An 18570-nucleotide genomic window follows, 5' to 3' on the forward strand; every position below is an offset into this window, starting at 1 on the left:
ATTTAAGAATAAAAAATATTCCTAATTATAAAGGCTTTTTAGACTTTTAAAAGTGGTAAAAATTAAGATAAATTATCGCTTCCAATTCAAAATATCATGTTTGCACCAAATACCTGCAATCACGACCGCTTCAATTCCACCTGCCTTAGCTGAAGCACTTGCCAAATATAAACCTTCAATTGGCGATTTAAAATAAGGAACATTCTTATTTTTTGACCTATCAAAAGCATATATCGCACCTTCAGGCATAGAAGTATATCTTTCAAAAGTGTAAGGCGTCGAAATATCACGCACAAGAATCTTTTTGCTTAAATTTGGAATGATAGTTTCTGCTTTAGCTATTAGCTGATTTGCCGTTTTTTCTTTTAACTCTGTATACTCAGGACTTTTTGAAGAATGAAAATCTTTGTAATCTATCAATTTAATTAGCGTAACAACAGATTTATTAGCAGGCGCTAATGACTTATCTACATTGGTACTAATAAGCATATATAACCCATTATCCAAACTTACAACAAGGCTTGCTGGAATCTTAGACAAATCCATATCAAGACCCAAATGAACCACAAATGCTGATGTCGACATTTTAAGATTTTTAATATCTAAAATGAATTTGTCTGAAAACTCTTTGGAGTCAACCAAATTCAAAAATAAAGTTTTAGCATTTGCATTCGCAATCACAATCGAAGATTTGAAAATCTTATCACCAACACAAACACCTTCTACCGTTTTATCTTTTATCAAAACTTTATCAACTTTATGATCAGCTAAAACAACTCCACCATGACTTTCAATCAATTTTTTAAGAGCTAGAGCAAAACCCCCAGGACCGCCTTTTGGATAATACCCACCAAATATAAAATAGCTCAAATTTGCTAGCAAAGCAGTAAGGGCGGGTGTTTTATCCGCTTCTAATCCTAAATATCCAAGAAGTGATTTTAAAAATGCTTTTAAATTTTCATCTTTAAAAAATTCGTCCAATTTTTGTTGATAATTTTTATTCATCCACTTAGATATATTTTGACCAGAAGATAAAGACTGCATCTTTTCTTTTCCAAACAACTCTACAAGTTGTTCTTTATCCAATCGAATGCCATAAAATTCAAAAACTAAAGGATCATTAATTTCTTCGTAAGCCGCCTTTGCTTGTGCAAAAAACAGTTTTATATTTTCAGATTCACTTGGAAATCTTGCGTAAAGATACTTAACAAAGCCTTCGTAATCATTTGGAAGAACTAATTTTTCACCATTTAAAATATATTCTCTTGTATGTTTTACAAAAAGATCATCTTTTCTAAGATTTAATTGTTTCAACAAATATGTAACAGAACCACGTTCCCACAATCCGCTAACATCTTCGCCACCTGTTCCAAAAGTAAATTCATCTCTACCGTAAGAAGAGCTAAATCCACCAATCTGATGTGATTGCTCCAAAACTAAAACTTTAAAGCCTTCTTTGGCCAGCAAGGAAGCACTTGTTAAACCACCGATTCCACTTCCAACCACAATCGCATCATATTCATTAATAGCTTTAGTAGATTTTAAATCAAATTTAGCTTTCCATTTTGGTTTATAAGAAATATCATAATCTTGCTTTTGATTACCACAAGCAGATAACACTATAACAAACAAAATCAAAAATAATTTTCCAAAATCTTTTAAATTCATAAAACATCCTTATTGCGATAAAAATCTATATAAAAAATAATTTTTAAAATAACAATTTTAGTAAAAAATAAATACTGAAATTAAAAACATTATTAATAAAAACGCTGGCCAGAAAAACACTTTGACAAGCAAATTATTTTTATATGATATAAAAGCTATTTTATATTTCTGCGCATAAAAAATCATATCTACCAGTAACAAAACAATTACCAAATAAGGAATAATGTAAAAATATTCTAAATAAAATATGCCAGAGGGGAAAAATGATCTTCGAAGAGCAGAATGCGCAAATATCAAACCAACAAAAATTCCAGATATTAAAGTTATATTCGTTATTATATTTTCTTTTCTTACAGCTAATAAATTTATAAATAAAAGCAATAGAGAAACTAAAAGCGGTAAAAAATACATTATAAGAGGATCAACAATATTTCTTGTTGCCGAAATAGAAAAATCTAAAAGATATCTTCTAACATTTTGCTTTGGTTGCTCAACCCCAAGATTAGCTTTCAAATCAATAGGTTTAAACGAAAAATAACTTTTTTCTATATTCCATATTTGTGAAAAATCTTCGACATTAATTCCAGGTAATGATTGAGGATTAATAAACTGATATCCTTCTAAATCGGGAATAAACAAAATATTTTTATCTAAGGATGGATGATCAATCGTTAACACAATTTTATATTTATCTAAAGGATAAGCTACCGTCAAAGCCTGATCACTATCAAAAACTCCGTTAAATCTCCAAACTATCAATTCTTCTTTTGAATTTTTCTCAGTATGAATAATTCTTTTTTCATCGTATCTATCACACTCATTAATAATAAAATCACGTTGTATCTCCCGTCCGCTCAACAAAGGATATTTTTGCCAAACAAAACCACTAAGTTGAACATCATTTGTAGAAAAAGAAGATTCAATCGATCTTATTAAGATTCCTGTTTTAACTAAATAAAGTGGGGAATTATCTTTAATTTCTTCTTTAGAAGATTTGATAACATTATCAATTGTGTTCTTATCCAAAACCACTATATTTTGTAAATTTTTTTCTTGACCGTATTTTCTTTGTATATGCCACAGAGAGATAATTCCTACAATTAAAAGAATAGAGGCTAAAATAGAAGCAATAGACAGATTTAATAAACTTCCTAGATAACTTTTAGTTAAAATAAAAATTAAAAAAAACAAAAACAATATTAAAAATGCTATTAATAAAACCCTGTATTTTCTTAGAAAATCGTTATATTGAGACCATACTTCATCTTGAATAGCGACAACACACAGTATCAAATTTGTTTGCGGAATAGGTTTATAATAAATAATCGCTTTTTGGCCTGTCTTTTCATTAACAAAAGAAGTTTTACCCTGCTTATTTTTCAAAATCTCATAACCAACTCTTTCAAGATCTTTATTTTTTCGCTCTTTAGCAACATCAAAAATAGATTTATCATTTCTGTAATATTCCTCAATAGGATGCGATGCAAACTTCCCATCAATTTCAGAAATGACAAATGCATATCCACGCTTACCAAGCGACAAATTATTTACCATTGAACGCACATTATCAAGTCTATGCAAGGCAGAAATAGCACCAATTGGCTTAGCATCTTTTAGCGGATTTGGAGCATAAAGGGGTTCTCCATAAGCTATCACATGTCCCTTTATAGCTGTTCCCCAGTAAGGTTCTGTTAACGATGGACCAAAATTGATTGGATAATAATACCAACTTGTTATTCCCTTTTTTTTATCTCGAGGAAGAGTGTAATCGTATTGTATAGGTCGCGGCTCTATAAGATTATCTGATCGTATAATAAAAATTGAAAATCTATCTTTTTTTTCAAAAATACCCGGCTCATAAGCTAGTACAAGACCGTGCAAATCTTGATTTTTCTTAACAGTATCCTCAATCAAATTGTATAACTCTTTTTCGCTCAAAAGTTTTTTCTTATCGATTATTTGTCTAAAATCTGAAACTAATTTTTTAAATTTTTGGAAATGATTACTAATATAATTAGTTGCATAATCCATCTCTTTGGAAATGCTCTTTTGCAAGTTGGTATCAATCTGTTTTTGCATCTTAAAAAATTGATAAACAAAAAATGTAAAAGCTATCAAACTTACAAATAAACAACCAAGTAAAAATTTAAAAATTAATTTTTTATAATTCACTATTTTCCTTTTTTATTTTGAATTATTATAAAATTTACGTTTATTCTAAAAAACAGAAGTTACTAAAATCTATATTTTTAAAAGAATCTGGAGTTAACAATGATAAACCTACAAATAACACCCGCAAATAAACCTCACATAAAATATCGTAATATTATCTTCGATTTAGGTAAGGTATTAATACAATGGAATCCAGAAAAATTTATTACGGATATGCTCAAAATAAATAAAATAAATGAAGATGAATCACGTAATATTTTCAAAGCCTTCGGAACAAAAAATTGGTCTGATTATGACCGTGGTACCACAACTCAACAAGAACTGGCTAAACTTTATACATCAAAAAAGGAAAAACAATATTTTCTAGATTTTTTAGAAATGTTACCAAGCTATCTTCAACCAATAGAACAAGGAGTAAATTGGCTAAATCTAGCACAAACCAAAGGGTATAAAGTTTATTTGCTTTCCAATTATCCTAAAGATCTTTATGAAAAAGCAGCATCACAATATGAGTTTTTCAATCGTATTGACGGAGCTGTAATTTCTTATCAAGTAAATAAAATCAAACCCGAGCCTGAAATATATCAAACTTTACTTTCAAAATATGATTTAAAAGCAGAAGAATCGATTTTCATTGATGATCTAGAAGAAAATATTCGTGCTGGAAAATTATTAGGTATTGATGGAATAGTTTGCAACGATCACAATATAGTTGAAAAAAAGCTCAAAGAACTTTCTATTTTTTGATGCAATTCAGTTTTTTAGATTTTTTTTGAAAAATCGCAGCCTTGAGTTGCACAACTTAATGTAACGTTACCTTCTTTATCTTTTTTGACCAAAAGATACAAGGCGCCACATTTTGGACATTTCTCTTCTTCAACTTCGCCAAAGATCGCAAATTTACATTTTGGATAGTTGCCACAACCCCAGAAAGATCCACCCTTCCATTTGCGCTTTAAAATTTTACCTTTGCACAAAGGACATGGGAAACCTAGTGATTCTTGATGAATATACTTACATTCTGGATAACCAGGACATGTTAAAAATGGACCGTATTTTCCAAACTTTTGGATAAGATTTCGGCCGCACTGTGGACATTTTATATCAGACACAACTTCTTCTTGAGTTTGAACTAATTGCAAACTTCCATCCGTTGCATTTCTAATGAAATTGGAAGTAAAAGAACATTCAGGATATTTACTGCATCCCAAAAATTCTCCTGCTTTTCCAAATCGAATAACCAATTTGCTTTTGCATTTAGGACATTCAAGATCTGTTTCCACAGATTTTTTGGTAGCAGCTTCACCACCGAAAGTCTTTAAATCTTTGACAAAATTTTCATAGAAAATTTCTAAAACAATATCTCGCTCAATTTCACCTTGAGCTATTTTATCAAGATCTTCTTCCATTTTTGCTGTGAACTTAACATTCATAATATCTGGCAAATTTTCTACAAGCATTTTACTTACAGTCTTACCAAGCTCTGTAGGAACAAATCTTTTTTTATCTTTTGTTACATAATCTCTTTTTTGAATCGTAGAGAGAGTAGCCGCATATGTACTTGGTCGACCAATTCCAAGCTTCTCCATCTCTTTAACAAGCGAAGCTTCAGTATAACGAGCCGGCGGCTGGGTAAAATGTTGTTTTGGATCTATTTTGGAAAGATCTAGTGATTTATTTTTTTCGATTTCTTTTGGAATTTTTACAGATGTTTCATCTTTTTCTTCTTCATCATCTGCTTGATATACTTTTAAATAACCATCAAAAAGTAACGTCGAACCTGTAACTCTAAATAAATACTTTCCACCTTCGATTGAAACCTGGCGCTGCATATATTCTGCAGGAGTCATTTGTGAAGCGACAAAACGTTTCCAAATTAATTCATAAAGTTTTGCTTCAGCTGGCGGTAAATATTTTTTAACAAATTCAGGGGAAATGTTTATATCAACAGGACGAACAGCTTCGTGCGCATCTTGCGCTGCTTTTTTGGAATAAACATTTGGAGTTTTTGGTAAATAATCTTTTCCAAATTCTTCTTCAAGATATTCTCTTGCTGCCTTGATCGCAGTATCTGAAATTCGCAAGGAATCGGTACGCATATAAGTGATCAAAGCCTCTGGTTTGCTTGGATCAGAGAGAGGAATACCTTCATAAAGTTTTTGGGCTAATAACATAGTTTTATCAACAGAAAAACCAAGTAAATTAAAAGCAGCCTGCTGCAATGTACTAGTCATAAATGGAGGAAGCGGGCTTTTGGAACGCTTCTTTTCCGTAACATCCGTTACAACGTAACTTTGTTTTTTTAACTCTTCTAATATTTTATCAGCTTCAGCCTTACTGCTTACTTTGATATTTTTGTTACTAATCTTTACAAGTTCAGCCAAAATCGAAGCTTCTTTGGTCTGGAAAAGACCATGAATAGACCAATATTCTTCAGGCTTAAAACTAACAACTTTTTCTTCGCGATCGCAAATCAGATAAAGAGCAACAGACTGTACTCTTCCAGCAGATAAACCTTTTTTGATTTTTCTCCACAAAATTGGAGATACTTCATAACCAACAAGTCGGTCTAAAACTCTTCGAGCTTGCTGCGCATTTACCTTTTTGACATCTACAACTGATTTATTATTTATAGCTTCTAAAATTGCAGGTTTTGTTATTTCGTTGAATGTTATTCGATAAATTTTATCTTTGTCTTTGATAATTTTTTCGATTTCTTGCTCAACATGCCAAGATATTATTTCCCCTTCCCGATCAGGATCTGTTGCCAAATAAACCTCTTCTGCATTCTTTGCAAGTCTATTAATATCATTAATAACTTTTTCTTTATCTTTGATAGTTTCATATTCAATATCAAATACAAAATGATCTTTTTTCTTTTTTATATCTATTCCAAGTGACTTTGGTGGCAAATCTTTGATATGACCGAAAGTGGATGTAATAGCAAAATCATCTCCCAAAAACTTGGAGATTGTTTTAATTTTGGCGGGAGACTCAACTATTAATAATTTTTGACCTTTTCTTGCCATATTCTTATCTATTTTTCGTTTTTTAATACCTAAATTTAAACACTTAATATTATTCACTTGTAAAAAATATGTAAGTTATTACGCAACTTAACTAATTTCAGATTAATAATAATATTTTCTAAATGTCAAACAAAAATAATTAATTGCACTTTTTTACGCTTTTTCAAAATAAATTTCATAAATTCATCAATCAAAAAAGCAATGTTTTGATTTTTAATAAAAAAAATCCTAAGATGTTTAACAATAAGATTGATTTTCATATGTTATCATCAAAAAATAAAATTTTAATTATTTGTTTACAAAGTTTTGGTAAACGTTAAGAGATTTTAATAATTATGGATAATTTAAATTCAGTAACCTCTTGTTTTAAAAATTCTTTTGAATTTTATAAATGGTCAGATTTAAAAATTAGCTTACTAATCACAATAAATTCTTTCGTAAAATCATGGCAAACCTTGCTAAAAAACTTCCAAAGCCTTTATCTTTTTTTAATTTTTTTGTACTCAATTGAATATATAAAAGATGTTTTCAAAATTAACTTAAATCTATTTTTCAAATTTTTCATACTTTTTATCCCCAGCATTTTCTTTTTCTTTCTCATTCTTCTTCTGTCAAGACCATCCGTTAACATTAAAGACAATTCTTATTTGGTAAAAAATTTAAAAAAATTTCCAAGTTTTTGTTTAAATATAATTTTAATCGCATTTATGTTTGTCCCACATTTGATTAGAAATTATTTATGTTGCTCTTTTTTAAGACTGTTTATCTTTGCCCTTTTTGTTATTTTAGCACCATTAATTATCACAGCATCTCTATTTCAACTTGATTCGGATGGCAACTTTGGAAACATTTTTACCTCAATAATAAATTCTTTTAAAATGGTCTTTTATTATTATCCTTTATTTTTTTCTATCGGATTAATTGGATTATTTGGATATGGCTTTTTTAAAACAATCCAACTACCAACAATAATTTTCAAAAAATCTCCTTACATCATTAATATTTTAACCAATTTTGTTTTGGGTAGCTTAGAATTCATTATTCTATCTGCTGCGTCGATAATATTTATTTCCCTGATAACAACCTTTTATCTCAAAATCAAACACGCTAATCACAAATTATTTTTCAAATGATAAAAACATACAAAACAATAAGAACATACATTTTCTGGTTCATCGTAACTTCATTTTATTTGCCATTATGCTTACTCATCTCCTATCTTCCCGAAAATAAAAGACACAAAAAACTTTATTTTTTCTTCACTAATCAATGGAACAGCCTTTTAGTCTTTTTTGCATTTTTAGTAGTAAAAATAAAAAAAGAAAAAGAAGATCTTCCAGATTTTTATAAACACCCTGCCATTTTTGTGATGAACCACGCTTCCGCTTTAGATATTCCATTAGCAGAATATGTAGTTGGAAAACATCCACATATTTGGATCAGCAAACAATCTTATGCAAAAATTCCACTTTTTGGAAAACTTTTACAAAGAATGCACGCTCTTATAAATAAAGAAAATCCAAAACAATCAACACAAGCTCTAATTAGGGCCTACAAGCTCGCTCAAAAATACAATTTAAGTGTCTTACTTTTTCCAGAGGGAACAAGATCCACTGATGGCAAATTAGGAGAATTTTTGGGAGGCTTTTACTTGCTTGCAAAAAAATTAAACCGTCCCGTAATCCCTGTAGCTATTTTGGGTGCAAATGAAATTATGAAAAAAAATAGCCTTCTTTTAGATCCACGAGCAAGCGATATTAAAATAACTATAGGAACTCCAATTTTTGTGAAAGAAAATGAAACAGAAGAAGAATTTAGTAACAAAATTCGTAGCTGGTTTAACAAACATATACAAAAGTAAAATCGTTAAACTTTCCCTACTTTTATCCTTTATTATTTCAACACCTTGCACGTGTGAAATATGGTATAAAAAAGCAGGATTATCTTATTTTTTTCACTTTCCAATTTTTTATTTTCAAATAATTTTATTGGTTTTATGGTTTTTTGCATTTTTCTATTTAAAACATATTTTGAAAAAGAAAAAAAAAGCTTTATTTACAATGCTTTTTCTACTTATGACAATTGTTGGAATAATTATCGCTGTAAGACAAGTAAAAATTTTAAAACAACAAAGAGTTTTAGAGCAAAATCAAATTTTGTCATCTTTAATAAATTGCTCAATTAAATAATTTTATTAAAAATCAAATAAAAATAAGAACTGTTTTAGCACAAATAAGATGAAAAACCTGCAAAATATTTCTTCTATGTGATTCATCTAATAAACTTAAAATAGTCAACAAGAATAAACATAGTGACAAAAGATCAATAATTGTATATAACCTTTATAACAAAAAAGCAAAGGAGAGATATGAAAAAAAATCTTATCAAAGCAGTTGCTTGTTTAACACTTTTAGGCGCATCTGCAGTTGTTTTTTCTGGATGCACAAAGAAAGAAAAAACAGTCGGTGGAGTACTTATAGGAGCAGCCGCTGGTGCCGGTATAGGAGCATTAGCCGGTGACGGTGTTGGCGCTGCAGTTGGAGCAGTAGCAGGCGGTACTGTAGGTGGAGTCGTAGGTAACTCCCTTGGAGATGATAAATAAAAATAAAAACCTTTTAAAAAAAGGCTAAATGATGAAAAACTCAGGGAGCTTAATTACCAAATGTTTTTTGATTTTATGTTGTACTTTGCAGATATCTTATCTAAAAGCATTTCACTCTCATCGATCACATAAAAAACATTCTACTATCACAAAAAAAATTTCAAAAACAACAAAACATCGAAAACTAAAAGTTCGCTCCCTGAGAAAAAAATATTCAGCGCGGAAAACAAGCCTCAAATCTAAAGCTAATCCTAACGACTTACTTATCTTAAATAAACATGCCGTAAGCGATATTTCTTTAAAAACCCCAAATACTTCTTCAAATATTCAACCTCTAGAAAATCAACAAAACCAAGCTTTAAATTCAATTACGATAAAAAATCCTGCAAAAATAACTTTTTCACGATTTGCTGAATATCTAAAAAGAAAACAAATATTCAACTGGCCTCTTAAAGGTAGATATTACATTAGTAGTCCTTTCGGCAGCATGAGGGCTCGCGGCAGGGTGCACGCAGGCATAGATCTCGCAGCACCAAAATGGACTCCTGTTTTTGCATCTGCAAGAGGAGAAGTTGAAATTGCAGCAAAAGCAAATGCTTATGGAAACATGGTCCTTATCAAACATAATAAAAACTTCAAAAGTCGCTATGCTCATTTGCACAAAATTCTTGTGAAACCTGGCGCGGTGGTAAAAAAAGGTGATTTAATAGCTTATGTTGGGAATACTGGATTTGTGATGGGCAGAAATGGAGATCACCTTCATTTTGAAGTTCTTTTTAAAAATCATCCAGTAAATCCAATAAAAATTCTATCTTAATTTTTTAGAAAATTTTTGTATTAAAATTGGGGGGAATGATGGATACAAAAAATAAAAAAATATTAGAAGCAATCAAAATATTTTTAATGTCATTTATTTCTATAATTTTCTACTGCTACATAAGCAATTTTATCGTATCAAAGTTTTTTATCTTGGAAGCAATTACCAAAAAGAAACACTTCTTTTTTCCACTATTTCTACCAATTCCACCAATTTTTGCACCATTGCCATTATTTTTTTCTGGACAACATACGTTCAATACAGGATTACCTTTTAATAATTTAAGTATTGTCTTAACTAGTTTAATTTTGGGCTTGTTGATTGTATTAATTTGCAATATTGGAAAATGGCCTTCTTTAAACGCCAGATATCTAACCAAACCTCTTTTTTTAGTTCTTATTCCATCCATTGCTATAATTTTCAGTTTTGCTTTTTCAGTTAATTATCTTTTAAAACATAAATTAGCTATTTTAGCCTCCAAACTGGCATCTGTTTTACCAGTAACGAGAAAAACCGTAAATGCTACCCTAGGTTCAATACTACATAACAGTGCATACATAATTGGAATTTTTGCAATTTTACTGATAATTATTTACATAATTTTAAAAAGACGAAAATTAAACAAAACTAAATAAACAATTACCTACTAATTTTTTATAAATTTATATATATTTTCTTCATGCAAAATGTTCTTAAATAAGAGGGAAAACCGGATGAATTTGGGGCTAATTATAAAAGATTTAAATGTCTGCGTTGAAGATAAAAAAATTTTAAATGGAATTAATTTAGAAATTAAACCAGGCGAAATTCATACCATCATGGGTCCAAATGGAAGTGGCAAAAGTTCACTTGCATTCACGATCGCGGGAAGTCCTAAATATAAAATTGAAAAAGGATCTATAAAGTTTGCAAATCAAGAAATAAATAATCTATCTGCGGACAAACGTGCAAAACTTGGAATTTTACTCGCATTTCAAATGCCTTATGAGATAGAAGGCATTACCCTATTCGATTTTCTTTATACAATCTATAACAACATCAATAAAGAAAAAAAAGTTGATCTAAAAACATTTAAAGAGCTTTTAGATATAAAATGCAAATCCCTCAAAATCAAAGAAGAGTTCTTAAACCGGCCTTTAAATTTTGGATTTTCTGGCGGAGAAAAAAAAGTCGCGGAAATTTTGCAAATTTCACTGCTCAACCCAAAGTTAATTATTCTAGATGAGATAGACTCTGGACTCGATGTCGATGCACTCAAAAATGTCTGTGAAAATCTTTTAAAAATCAAAAGTGAAAATCCATCCATTTCTTTTTTAATAATCACACATTATCCAAGAATTTTGCATTACCTTGATTGTCAATTTGTTCATGTAATGCAAAATGGCAAAATCATAAAAACCGCTGGAAAAGATTTGGCTTTCGAAATTGAAAAAGAAGGTTTTTAAAACTATTCAATCAAAAACTAAATTTTTTAAATCGCATACTTTTTCTTTTGCAGTAATTCATTGACTTTTTTGCTCTCCCAAAAATAATCTAAAACATCTTGTATTTTATAAAATTGGGAGAGATTAGATGAATAAAATAGTTATAAAATTTTTATTGTTATTTTGTTTTATTTCAACAACCATTTCAGGCGAACTATCAGTAACTTATATCAAAACTTTTCAAAATGTTTTTAAACCTGAAAACTCTGTCTTGCCTGCCGAAAGTAACCATTTATCACCAACATGGGGTGCTATCTTGTGGCACTCTCCTTTTTTAGAAAATCTTTACCGTTACGGAAACCAAAATCATGGAATGGTTAAACTGGCTCAAGAACTATTCTTTTTACATCACGATAATGTAACTTTCGATGCAACATATTTACCTACTAAAATTGCAAGTCACTTTGAGCCGCAAGACATTGGCATATTAATTGGAATTATCGAAAATCATAGAAGTAATCCTCAAATTTTAAAAACTGAATTAGACAGCTTTATTGTAGCTTTCGAATTAAATAACACTCTTAAAATTAAAGAAGGACTTAAACAATACTTTGATAATGCAATAAAAAAAACCAAAAAAGAAATGTCTCTTGTTTTGGATAATGTTGAAAGTTTAATAGCTCAAGATGCAAAAATAACTAAGTTAAAAAGTGAATTAAAAGATCCAAATTTAAAAAAAAGATGGATTCAATCCAAAAAAGATCTCATTGCGAGAGAATCAAAGCTTCTAATAAAAAGTAAAATTGATCCCTTAAAAGTAAAAATCGGATTATTAACTAAGTTAAAAAAGGATGAAGTCTCAAAACGTGATATAATTGCAGATCCTGCATATCAAAAATTCAAAACTTCTTTTATAGATTCTTTGATCAAAGCTATTCAAGAAGAAAATCACATATACCCTACTTACTTAACAACTTATATTTTACTGGCTTTGCATTGGAAAAAATCTAATCATCCTAACGATTTTATCGATCTTCTCTGGGGTATTTATTCAACTTTGAATAATAAATCTATTTTATTTAATAACAACATTAATTCTAAATTGGGACAAACCTCTTTAACAAAAGAACAGTTTATTTCGATAATGCAACAAAATATGAATGCTCAAGGATTTGATCAAACAAAATATTTTAATCTTACAAAATCAATATCTCCTGATATTAACAATCTTGAAAATTTAGCTATCTCTTATTTGGGTTTTCATGTTTTTGAAAATCTTCTTCCTGATGCAGTTACTATGAGCTTAGCGACTCTTGTCCGAGAAACTGTTTTCCCTGATTGCGCCGAAACTTCTCTTTTAAACCTTTTTATTGCTCTAATTTTTGATCCTCAAACTAGAAATTTTGATACCTCTATTTTAGAACAAATCGGTGCAAAACAGCAGTTAATAGATTTTTTTAAAACTCATGACTTAAGTAATATTTATACCCAACAAGCTCATAATAGTCTGGCTCGTGTCGTTTCAAACCTTGAGGATGTTCAATATGCCTATAAGAAGTGCGAAATTGACGTTGGACTTAAAAATATGCTCCTTGTTATTCAACATTTAGTTGGTAAATTAGATGGAGAAAATTCAAAAGCAAAATTAGAAAGTCTTAAAAATAAATTTACTCTAGATAAAGTAAAAATAACTGATATAGAACCTAATCAAGATCCAAATACTAATGACAAAAATCTTACTTTAAATATTACTATTCAAAAAAAAGCAACAGAATTAATTATTAAATGGATATTTTATCCTGAAGAATTTGTAATGGAATATCCTCCTAAAGCAGAAAATCTCTTTTCTCTAAAATCTTTTGATTTTTTTAAGTCACAAAAATTTACTACTAATCCTTATCAAGATTTAAAATTAGTCTTTTTCTTAAATTTATTTGGAGGGTTAGATGGCCTAAAATTAGATGTACCTTTACTTTATAAATATTTTTCATATTTCATGCAAAATCTAAGAATACCTGAAAATACAATTAAATTAGTAAAAATTTTAGTTAAAGACTCGAAAATTTCTGATGAAATTAAAATCAATCTTATTAGAAATATTTACAGTAAAATACCTAATGACGAATATTCTCAAAACGCCTTTTGGGATAACGTAGAATTTCATATTTTTAAAGTTTTTTATCCTTCTTTAGAGATTTTCAAAAATCTTACAGATACTTCCAAATGCAGTATTATTTCCGCTCTATTAAAACAACCATTTAATCATTCTAATCCTGAAGTTTATAAGTGGATCAAAAATACGCTTCCTTCCAGTACACTTAAAGATGCTAAAGGTTCAATAATCAGAAATATTTTAGTAAAACCAATTCCACAAGATGCTGAGTTTAAATCAACTTTTATAAATTTTTATCAGTGGATCAAAGGTACTCTTCCTTATATTACAAATGACTATAAATTTGAAATAATCAAAATTATTTTAGCTAAACCAATTCCACAAGATCCTGAGTTTAATCCATTTTTTATAAATTTTTATCAGTGGATTAAAGGCGCTCTTCCTACCGTTACAAATGACTATAATAAATTTGAAATAATCGGAAATATTTTAGCTAAACCAATTCCACAAGATCCTGAGTTTAATCCATTTTTTATAAATTTTTATCAGTGGATTAAAGACACTCTTCCTACTGTTACAGATGGCTATAATAAATTTGAAATAATCAAAATTATTTTAGCTAAACCAATTCCACAAGATCCTGAGTTTTACCCATTTTTTATAAATTTTTATCAGTGGATTAAAGGCGCTCTTCCTACAGTTACAAATGACTATATTAAATTTGAAATACAAAAATTAATTTCGCAAAAACTTACAACCTTAACAAATCTACAATTCCAAGAAATTCAAAAAATTTTAGATGAAGCTTTAGCCCAATAAAAGTATTTAAAAGAGAAGAGACAAAAATAAAATTTTGTCTCTTCTCTTTTAATCTTTTATTTTTTACCGAGCAAAGATGAATCTTCTAGTGTAGAAATATCACCAAATTCGGTTTTACCAAGCGACATATTACGCAAAATACGACGCATAATTTTGCCAGAGCGAGTTTTTGGTAAACTTTCTACAAAAAATATTTTATCCGGCTTTGCATGTGGTCCGATATGCTCTGTCACAGAAATTAAAATACTTTTGCACATTTCATCACTTCCAGAAATCTCTGTCATCAGAATAACATATGCATGAATACTCTCACCTTTAATTTCATGAGGACAACCGACAACGGCCGCTTCTGCAACACCGATAGTTTTGCCGATAGCATTTTCGACTTCAGCAGTACCAATTCGATGGCCTGAAACATTCAAAACATCATCAACCCTACCAACTATCCAAAAATATCCATCTTCATCCCTATAAGCTTCATCACCACTCAAATAATACCCTGGAAACTTTTCAAAATATGTCTTTTTAAAGCGCTCATGATCACCATATAATGTTCTTGTAATACCCGGCCATGGATTTTTTATCACAAGATATCCAGAACTATTTGGCTCCTTTATTTCTTCTCCATTTTCATTAACCAAAGCAGGCTCAATACCCAAAAACGGAAATGTTGCAGATCCAGGTTTTAGAGGGGTTGCTCCAGGAAATGGTGAAATCAAAAATCCACCATTTTCAGTCTGCCACCAAGTGTCCATTATCGGACAATTACCTTTGCCTATAACATTGTAATACCAATACCACTCTGGTTCTTTAATCGGCTCTCCAACAGATCCCAAAATTTGTAGTGATGATAAATCATATTTTTGTGGAAAACTATCGCCTTCTTTCATCAAAGAACGAAGCGCTGTTGGCGAAGTATAAAATTTATTTACTTTGAACTTTTCGATAATTGACCAGTAACGTCCAAAGTCAGGATAATTTAATGTTCCTTCAAACATTATGGTTGTTGCACGATTAACTAGCGGGCCATACAAAACATATGAATGTCCTGTGATCCAACCGAGATCTGCAGTGCACCAGTAAATCTCGCCAGGATGATAGTCAAAAACCATTTGATGAGTGTAAGATGCATAAACTAAATATCCACCAGTTGTATGTTGCACACCTTTTGGTTTTCCAGTAGAACCTGATGTGTAAAGAATAAACAGAGAATCTTCCGCATCCATAATTTCAGGAGCACAATGCTCTTCTGCTTTCTCCATTTCTTCATGCCACCAAAAATCTCGTCCATTTTCCATGGCAACATCTTGTCCGTTTCTATTGACAACAATCACTGTTTCTACAGATGGTGTATCATGCAACGCTTTATCGACATTTTCTTTCATAGCAATATTTTGCTTTGCACCACGAACTGCATAATTTTGCGTTACAACAATTTTGCAAGTCGCATCATTTATCCTATCTTTGAGTGCTTCTGCGCTAAATGCGCCAAAAACTATTGAGTGCACAGCGCCAATTCGGCTGCACGCAAGTGTTGCTATCGCAAGCTGAGGAATCATCTGCATATAAAGACAAACTCTATCTCCTTTTTGCACTCCAAACTTTTTTAAAACATTTGCAAATTTTTCGACTTCAGCAAGCAACTGTTTGTAAGTGTAAATAATTACTTCGTTTTCGCCGTTACCTTGCCAAACAATTGCAGTTTGATCTCCAAATCCTTTTTCAATATGCCTATCTAAACAGTTATAAGATGCGTTTAATTTGCCGCCTTCATAAAACTTAAAATCTACATCTAAAAAGCTTCCACTTTTAACCTTGTCCCAATTTTTAAACCATGAAAGCTGATGTGAGATTTTACCCCAAAATTCGTCAGGATTTTTTATAGAATAATTATATAATTCTTTATATTTTTCGAGCGAATCTATCCAAGCCTTTTTGGATAATTTTTCAGAAGGTTTAAAGACTACATCTTTAGACATAAAATCCTTTCAGGGGTGAAGGGAAAAAAGTTTTATAAATTTATGCTCGAAGCATACTAAATTAAAACAGATTTGTAAGCAGGGGGGTAGGCATTTTACTCACGGAACAGTTTTTGATAGTATGCAACATGTTATTTATTAAAATAATAAATCAAGGTTTTTAGATGGATTTAATAGTTGTAACGCTGGGCTCGTTTTTTACCGTCATATCTTGCTGCATACTTGCATATGTTTCCATGGCAACCGGATCTGGACCTTGGATAGCTCCTACGCTAGTACTCATTTCAAGCTTCATCCTCAAAATAATTAGAAGTAAAATATCTCAAGAAAAAATGACTGAAAAAATTATTTTGACGCAAACAACAGGTTCAATTGGAGGAATAGTCGCAACAGGTTTAGGTTTTACACTTCCAATGTTATATTTTTTAAATCCAATTGACTTTCACCATTTGCTCAAATCACCTATAAAATTTTGCATCTTCATCGCAATCACCTGTTTAATTGCAGGCGGACTTGGAATAAACCTCGCACGAATATTTAGCGAGCGATTAATTTACAAAGAAAATCTTCAATTTCCAGTCAGCCATATGATCTACAAAATCATTAATACCAAAGACAAAGTAAAACAAACAGCAAGTTTATTTTGGGGATTTTTGATTACTTCTATTTTTTGTCTTCTAAGAGATGGATTATTCAAATTTAAAAGCATTTTCCCTGTTACCATTTACCCTTTTCAATCTTTTTTGGGAACTGAATTCGCGTTAAATCTATTCCTTGGTCCTACCCTTTGGGCTGTTGGATTCATGAGCGGGACAACCATTGCTGTTCCATTAATAGTTGGAATATTTTCAAAATATTTTGTTTTAAACCCTTTAAATTTGCATATTCAGTCAATCTCTTTTGGTTTTTTGCAAATTCAATCACAAAACTCTTTTAATATGGCTTTTTGCAGCGGATTAATTTTAACTGAAGCTATTATAATTTTGACCAAAGTACCTCAAATACTTTTCAAGTTTTTAAATCTTAAAAAACTTTCATCTAACAATTATTTTGCCTTTTCATTAGAAAAATTAAAACAATCCAAGTTGCTCAAACTTGAACCTATCTTAATCTTACTAGCAACTTTTATCTTTTTCTCTTATCTAAAATTTTCATTTGGCGCACAAGTTTTCATAATTTTGTTAACAATATTAGCTACGTATCAAATCAGCTGGATGGGCGGCAAAGTTGGGTTAGTTCCATTTGGAAGATTTGCAACATTCGTCATGCTGCCAACCATAATGTTTTTTGATCTAACCTTTTTCCAAATAACAATACTATGTGTATTTTTCAATGTCTGTGCAGCCGCAGCTTCTGATTTGCTTTTCGACTATAAAATCGGAGAACTTTGCAATATCAAATTTAGAAAAATCCAAAAGTATCAATGGGCAGGCCTTATAATAACATCACTTGTAATTGGCGCATTTTTCTGGGCAATATTCAATAATTTTCAACTTGGCACCCCAGAACTTTTCGCATACAAAGCGATGGCTCGTGCGCTTTTGATCAAAACTTCATTTTTTAACTTCACTACCGTATTTTTGGGTATCGTTTTTGGATTAATTTTAAAATTTGCAAAAATCAACCCTACAATGGTACTTTGCGGAATTTTGATGCCCAATGGTCTTTCGATTGGTTTAATCATAGGCGGTCTTAGCGCCATTGTGACAAAAAATCTGTTTAAACAAGAATTGGAAAAATTCTACCCATTTTGGTCGGGAGTATTCGCTAGTGAATCAACATGGATCTTAATGCTAATGATTTTAAAATTTCTAAAAATCTGATTTTTATCCTATTTCACTCATAAATACTCATTTTTTTGTACAAATTTGTACATTCCAAACCATAAAGTTAATACCAAAATTGGTTAAAAATTTCTTTATTTTACGAATCCTAAAATCTTGCTAA

The 18570-nt window shown here is 30.4% G+C and carries 14 protein-coding genes; 10 read left to right on the forward strand and 4 right to left on the reverse strand.

The annotated features are described in order from the left end of the window. Window positions 1–72: 72 nt before the first annotated feature. Complete coding sequence (locus tag DEA20_02085) at window positions 73–1668, reverse strand: all-trans-retinol 13,14-reductase (GenBank protein HBS47969.1); 1596 nt, start codon at window positions 1666–1668, stop codon at window positions 73–75. Between the two features lie 57 nt (window positions 1669–1725). Then, window positions 1726–3840, reverse strand: coding sequence for a hypothetical protein (locus DEA20_02090; GenBank protein HBS47970.1), 2115 nt, complete (start codon window positions 3838–3840; stop codon window positions 1726–1728). Window positions 3841–3939: 99 nt separating this feature from the next. Between DEA20_02090 and DEA20_02095 the strand changes: the two genes are divergently transcribed. Then, on the forward strand, window positions 3940–4587 hold the full coding sequence (locus DEA20_02095; protein HBS47971.1) for an HAD family phosphatase: 648 nt from the start codon (window positions 3940–3942) through the stop codon (window positions 4585–4587). Between the two features lie 14 nt (window positions 4588–4601). On the opposite strand, the gene DEA20_02100 is transcribed toward DEA20_02095, so the two are convergent. Further along, window positions 4602–6869, reverse strand: coding sequence for a type I DNA topoisomerase (locus DEA20_02100; protein HBS47972.1), 2268 nt, complete (start codon window positions 6867–6869; stop codon window positions 4602–4604). 335 nt (window positions 6870–7204) lie between these two features. On the opposite strand from DEA20_02100, the gene DEA20_02105 reads away from it, so the two are divergent. The 8 genes from DEA20_02105 to DEA20_02140 all read left to right on the forward strand — a co-directional run bounded on the left by DEA20_02105 (window position 7205) and on the right by DEA20_02140 (window position 14644). Continuing rightward, complete coding sequence (locus tag DEA20_02105; GenBank protein HBS47973.1) at window positions 7205–8002, forward strand: hypothetical protein; 798 nt, start codon at window positions 7205–7207, stop codon at window positions 8000–8002. Beyond that, window positions 7999–8730: a hypothetical protein gene (locus DEA20_02110; protein ID HBS47974.1), complete on the forward strand. Its 732-nt coding sequence runs from the start codon at window positions 7999–8001 to the stop codon at window positions 8728–8730. The genes DEA20_02105 and DEA20_02110 overlap by 4 nt, the downstream gene beginning before the upstream one ends. Then, the gene (locus DEA20_02115; protein ID HBS47975.1) at window positions 8666–9058 is read left to right on the forward strand and encodes a hypothetical protein; all 393 of its coding nucleotides are present in this window, start codon (window positions 8666–8668) and stop codon (window positions 9056–9058) included. The genes DEA20_02110 and DEA20_02115 overlap by 65 nt, the downstream gene beginning before the upstream one ends. Window positions 9059–9237: 179 nt before the next feature. After that, window positions 9238–9471 carry a hypothetical protein gene (locus DEA20_02120; GenBank protein ID HBS47976.1) on the forward strand — a complete coding sequence of 78 codons (234 nt, stop codon included), beginning with the start codon at window positions 9238–9240 and terminating at the stop codon, window positions 9469–9471. Window positions 9472–9499: 28 nt separating this feature from the next. Beyond that, the gene (locus DEA20_02125; protein HBS47977.1) at window positions 9500–10288 is read left to right on the forward strand and encodes a hypothetical protein; all 789 of its coding nucleotides are present in this window, start codon (window positions 9500–9502) and stop codon (window positions 10286–10288) included. A 38-nt stretch (window positions 10289–10326) separates the two neighbouring features. Continuing rightward, on the forward strand, window positions 10327–10923 hold the full coding sequence (locus DEA20_02130; protein ID HBS47978.1) for a hypothetical protein: 597 nt from the start codon (window positions 10327–10329) through the stop codon (window positions 10921–10923). Between the two features lie 78 nt (window positions 10924–11001). Next, the gene (gene sufC / locus DEA20_02135) at window positions 11002–11733 is read left to right on the forward strand and encodes a Fe-S cluster assembly ATPase SufC (protein HBS47979.1); all 732 of its coding nucleotides are present in this window, start codon (window positions 11002–11004) and stop codon (window positions 11731–11733) included. 127 nt (window positions 11734–11860) lie between these two features. Beyond that, complete coding sequence (locus DEA20_02140; protein HBS47980.1) at window positions 11861–14644, forward strand: hypothetical protein; 2784 nt, start codon at window positions 11861–11863, stop codon at window positions 14642–14644. Between the two features lie 56 nt (window positions 14645–14700). Here DEA20_02140 and acs read toward each other — a convergent pair whose 3' ends face one another. Beyond that, entirely contained in the window at window positions 14701–16623 is a 1923-nt protein-coding gene (gene acs / locus DEA20_02145; protein HBS47981.1) for an acetate--CoA ligase, read from the reverse strand. Between the two features lie 164 nt (window positions 16624–16787). Here acs and DEA20_02150 point away from each other — a divergent pair, with 164 nt between their 5' ends. Next, entirely contained in the window at window positions 16788–18446 is a 1659-nt protein-coding gene (locus tag DEA20_02150) for a hypothetical protein (GenBank protein HBS47982.1), read from the forward strand. Window positions 18447–18570 lie beyond the last annotated feature (124 nt).

Source organism: Candidatus Dependentiae bacterium, assembly GCA_003511165.1.
Lineage (GTDB): Bacteria > Babelota > Babeliae > Babelales > UBA12411 > UBA12411.